The sequence below is a fragment of the Streptomyces sp. SM1 genome, from assembly GCF_002910825.1.
GTDB classification, from domain to species: domain Bacteria; phylum Actinomycetota; class Actinomycetes; order Streptomycetales; family Streptomycetaceae; genus Streptomyces; species Streptomyces okerensis.
The window spans coordinates 1-4,415 of sequence record NZ_NEUB01000960.1 but is presented as its reverse complement, the minus strand read 5'-3'; the positions used below and the strand labels follow the sequence as shown (position 1 = coordinate 4,415).

Sequence of the window (4,415 nt, the reverse complement as noted above, 5' to 3'; positions counted from 1 at the left end):
CGTGTCCGGGGGCCGGGGTGGCCGCCCGGACACGGCGGTACGGCCCGGCGACCGGACGCGAACCGCCTAGCGGTGTCAGACGAGAGGCGTGTAGTCGAGGCGGGGGAAGTAGTCCTCCCGGGTGCCGGTGCGGCGGACGTCCCAGGTGGCGCAGTGCAGGGAGCCGCCGTACTCGAAGACGTGCCGGAAGGGCACCGTGAAGACCTCGAAGCCGAGGCCGGCCAGCAGGTCCTGGAGGGGTTTCTCGTTCTCCTCGCAGACGACCTTGGTCGGGGAGATGCTGAGCACGTTCATGGACAGCCACTTGGAGGACTGGCAGTACTGCGGCATCTCGTCGTTGGTCAGCACCGGCTGCGGGACGTCGACCAGTTCCCAGTCGTTGGCGAGGAACATCTTCTCCTCGCCCTCCTTCAGCGGGCGCTCGGGGTTGGTGAGGATCAGGCCGGGCCGCAGCGGCACGAAGGTGCAGTCGATGTGGGAGGGGAAGAAGTCCAGCGGGAAGTGCACGGTGTGGACGCGGAAGCCGCGAGGCTCCAGGTGCTGCCTGAGCCAGCGGATGCCCGCCCGGTTGGTGGTCATCGACTCCTGGACGAGGATGTCCCGGCCGAGCCGGCTCATGTCGGCGGCGTCGAAGACGATCTCGTCCTGGGTGACGCAGAACTCGAAGGCGTGCATGCGCTCGTGGCGCTGCTCGAGCGGCCAGTCCCAGAAGTCCTCGCGGTACATGCCGTCCGCCATGGAGGGCTTGGGGGCGGCGGTCCACAGCACACGCGGGTCGGCGTTCCAGTACTCGTAGACGAGCTTGCGGTACGGCTGGTGCTCGAAGTAGCGGGCCCGCCGCGACATGGTGGCCTCGACGATCTCGTTGCCCAGGGTGATCATCACGTCGCGCGGGCAGACCGAGCAGTACTGGTTCTCGACCTCGAAGTCGGGCGTGGTGAGCGGTCGGGAGAAGTCGTGCGGGGCGGGGCGGCGGACCGTGACGCCCTGGGACTCCAGGAGGCGGACGAGCCCGTCGAGTTCCTCGTTGGCGAGATCGATCGCCTCCTTGGGCTTCGGGCCGGCCGGGAAGGGCGTGCCGGGGGCGTTGCGGACGGCGGGCCGGCTGCCCGGCTCGGTGGGCTCGAAGCAGGCGTTGTCGGCCGAGCCGACGACCATCTCCTCGAGGGGGTCCCATTCGTTCCAGGAGTTGACGACCACGGAGTCGTTCTGCATGGGTGCGGCCACCTGTCTGTGTGGGCGGGGCGGGGTGGGGCGGGTCACGCGTCGGCGAGGCTCGCGGGGCGCATGTCGGTCCAGTTCTGCTCGATGTGGTCCAGGCAGGTCTGCCGGTCGCTGTCGGCCAGGACGACGTCCCAGCCGGGCGGTACCAGGACGAAGGCGGGCCAGAGGCAGTGCTGGCGTTCGCCGTTGACGAGCACGTGGAAGGTGCCGTCCTCGTTGTCGAAGGGGTTGGTCATGTCGTTCTCCCGTGGGGTGCGGTCTCGGAGCCGCCCCGTCGTGCGGTGAGCGCGGCGGCGAGGGCTCTGGGCGTGCGGTGGCGGAAGACGGCCGAGACGTCGAGGCCGACGTCCAGTTCGGCCTCGATGCGGCCGGTCAGGCGCAGCGCGGTCAGTGAGTCGGCGCCGAGGTCGAACACGTCGTCGTCGGCGCCGACGGCCGTGCGGCCGAGGACCTCGGCCGCCAGTTCGCACAGGCGCCGGCCGTCGGCGTCCGGCGAGGCGGCGGAGGGGGCGTGGTGGCGCAGGAAGCGCCCGGTCGGAGCGGTGAGCGCCGGCGGCAGGGCGGTCAGCAGTTCGTGCAGCCGGGCGGCGATCCGCTCGCCGGTCCCCTCGTCGAGGAGGTCGGCGCGGTGGCTGATCTGCAGCCGGAGCCGGCTGCCGGGCGCGACCATGAGTCTCAGCGGGTAGTGGTACGGGTCGTGGCCCGCCAGCCCGGCCAGACGCAGACCGTCGTCGGGGCTCGGGAGGCCCTGGGCCAGCGGGAAGTTCTCGAAGACCACGCAGCTGTTGAACAACGGGCCCCGTCCCACGGCCCGCTGCACCTCGGCCAGGGCGAGGTGGTGGTGGGGCAGCAGCACGGCCTGCTCGCCCTGCATGCGGCGCAGCAGGTCGGTCACCGGCTCGCCGGCGTCCAGCCGGACCCGGACCGGCACGGTGTTGACGAACATCCCGACGGTCTCGGCGACGTCCGGCAGATCGGCTTCCCGGCCGGAGACCACGGCGCCGAAGACCACGTCCCGCTGCCCGGTCAGGTCGTGCAGGCACAGCGCCCAGACCGCGCGGACCAGGGTGTTGGGCGTGACGCCGTGGCCGCGGGCCGTGTCGAGCAGGGTGGCGGTGTCCGTCTCGGACAACTCGACGGTGAGCGTCCTCGGCAGGACCCGCACGCGGGCGGTGTCGTGGCCGGGGCTGATCAGGGTGGGCCCGGGCAGGCCGGCCAGGGCCGCGCTCCAGGCGGTGCGTGCCGCGTCCCGGTCCTGCGCGGCGAGCCAGCTCAGGTAGTCGTGGTAGCGGCCGGGGGCGGGCAGGTCGCCGGCGTCCCCGTTCCCGTCGAAGAGCGCCAGCAGGTCCCGCAGCAGCAGGGACGTGGACCAGCCGTCGGCGAGCAGGTGGTGCATGCTCAGCACCAGCTGGTGCCGGTCCTCGGCGAGGGCGAGCACGGTGCAGCGCATCAGCGGCGGTACGGCGGGGTCGAAGCGGTGGTGCCGGTCGGCGTCCAGCAGCTCGGTGCGGCGGGCGTCCCGCTCGGGCTCGCTCAGCCCGGTCAGGTCGTGGACCCGCCAGGGCATCCGGACGTGTTCCGCCACGGCCTGCACCGGCTCGCCCGAGCGCCGCTGGAGGAAGGCGGCCCGGAGCATCGGGTGGCGGCGCAGCAGGGCGTCGCAGGCCCGCCGGAACCGTTCGACGTCCAGCGCGCCCTCGGTCTCCATCGCGATCTGCACGGTGTAGACGTCGAGGTCCGCGCTGTCGTAGCGGGCGTGGAAGAGCAGTCCTTCCTGTGCGGGCGTCATCGGCAGCAGCCGCTCGACGGGGTGCCCGACGCGGGCGGCCAGCCGGGAACGCTCGGCGGCGTCCTCCTGTGCGGCACGGGCCGGCCGCGCGGTGCCGTGGACGACGAGGGCGCGCAGGGCCGCGAACCACAGGTCGGCCAGTTCCCCGGCCTCGTCCCCGGTCAGCAGGCGCCGTGCCCACCGCCAGTGGGCGACGAGCCGGGGACCTGCCGGGCCTTCCTCGACCGCGGCGTTGACCTCGATCACATGGGTCAGCGGCATCCGCGGGTCGGCACCGAGCGGGAGGACGTCGGACTCGGGCGCGACGCTCCAGTCCTCGTCACCGGACGCGGAACCGCCTTGCCTTCCGAGGTAGTTGAAGCACAGTTGGGGTGTCGGGAGGGCGGCCAGGCCGGCGGCCGTCCCCGGGTTGAGATGGCGCAGCAGGCCGTAGCCGAAGCCGTGCCGCGGCACCCGGCCGAGCTGGGCCGTGACCCGGCGCACGGCCTCGCCGAGGCGGTCGTCGGACGCGGGGTCGGTGCCCTCGGGGCTCCAGTCGGGGATTCCCGGGTCCAGGCGGACGGGGTACAGGGAGGTGAGCCATCCGACCGTTTCCGACAGGTCGGCATCCCCCTCGAGCGCTTCGCGGCCGTGTCCCTCGACGTCCATCACGACGGAGGTGCCGCCGGGGTCCGGGCGCTGCCGGGCGGCCACGGCGAGGGCGAGGGCGGTGAGCAGCACCCCGTGCGTACGGGCGCCGAGCGCGGCGGGCACCGTGGCGAGCAGCTGCCCGGTCAGGTCCTCGGGCAGGGTGCGCCGCAGCTCGCCGGCGGTGGCCTGGATGTCCCGGGAGGGCGACAGCGGCGCCTCGGTCAGAGCGAGGCCGTCGGCGTCCAGGGTGCGATGCCAGTGCGGAAGTTCGGCGACGACGTCCGCTCCGTGCGCCGCCCGGTGCAGCGCGCCGCTCCATTCGGCGAGCGGCAGCGGTACGGGGCCGAGCCGCACGGGGGCGCCGGACGCGCCGGCGTGCCAGGCGGTGTGGAGGTCCATGAGCACGGTGTGCCAGGACACGGCGTCGACGGCGAGGTGGTGGACGGTGACGAGCAGCCGGCCCGGACGCTCGTTGCCCGCGTCGAACCAGGTGACCCGCACCATGGCGCCGTCGCGCGGGGCGAGGGAGTCGGCGTCCTCCGCGGCGCAGGCGGCGATCCGGCGGCGCAGTTCCTCGTCCGAGGCGGCCGTGACCGAGACGTCGACCCGCCGTACGGTGTCACGCGGGCCGGTCCCGGGTGCGGTCCCCTGGGCGGGGTCCACGGCGAGGGACCCGTCCTCGCGCAGCCGTCCGCGCAGTGCCTGATGCCGGGCCAGGACGGCGTCCACGGCGGTGCGCAGCCGGTCGGTGCCGAGGGCGGGCGGGACGCGC

Annotated in this window: 3 protein-coding genes; all 3 read right to left on the bottom strand. The window is 73.7% G+C overall.

Features of this window, described 5'->3' with window-relative positions:
• Positions 1–75: 75 nt before the first annotated feature.
• Positions 76–1,215: a glycine amidinotransferase gene (locus B9S61_RS33510; RefSeq protein ID WP_103545538.1), complete on the bottom strand. Its 1,140-nt coding sequence runs from the start codon at positions 1,213–1,215 to the stop codon at positions 76–78.
• Between the two features lie 44 nt (positions 1,216–1,259).
• Positions 1,260–1,460, bottom strand: coding sequence for an MbtH family protein (locus tag B9S61_RS33505; protein ID WP_103545537.1), 201 nt, complete (start codon positions 1,458–1,460; stop codon positions 1,260–1,262).
• On the bottom strand, positions 1,457–4,415 hold a 2,959-nt coding region (locus B9S61_RS33500; RefSeq protein WP_258039998.1), incomplete at its 5' end, for a condensation domain-containing protein. The genes B9S61_RS33505 and B9S61_RS33500, both read right to left, overlap by 4 nt.